This is a genomic window from Cupriavidus sp. SIMBA_020, assembly GCF_046535395.1.
Lineage (GTDB): Bacteria > Pseudomonadota > Gammaproteobacteria > Burkholderiales > Burkholderiaceae > Cupriavidus > Cupriavidus campinensis.
The window spans coordinates 1-267 of the sequence record NZ_JAWRWU010000708.1 but is presented as its reverse complement, the minus strand read 5'-3'; the positions used below and the strand labels follow the sequence as shown (position 1 = coordinate 267).

The window sequence follows — 267 nt, the reverse complement described above, 5'->3', positions numbered from 1 at the left end:
CAGCATGATGATGGCGATGAGCGTCAGCAGGATGGCGCTGACGAAGTCGTAGTCAAAGCGCTGGAAGGCCGAGAACAGCGTGCCGCCCACGCCGCCGGCGCCGACGATGCCGACCATGGTGGAGTTGCGCAGGTTCGAGTCGAACTGGTAGGTGGCAAAGCCGATGAAGCGCGCGAACACCTGCGGCAGCACGCCGAAGGCCAGCACGTTGGCGAACGAGGCGCCGGTGGCGCGCACCGCCTCGACCTGCTTGAGCGAGATTTCCTC

The 267-nt window shown here is 65.5% G+C and carries 1 protein-coding gene; it reads right to left on the bottom strand.

The window, feature by feature from the left end; all coding sequences use genetic code 11:
* Positions 1 to 267, bottom strand: a 267-nt coding sequence (locus SB751_RS31165; protein ID WP_410749164.1) for an ABC transporter permease subunit, incomplete at both ends; no start/stop codon positions are given.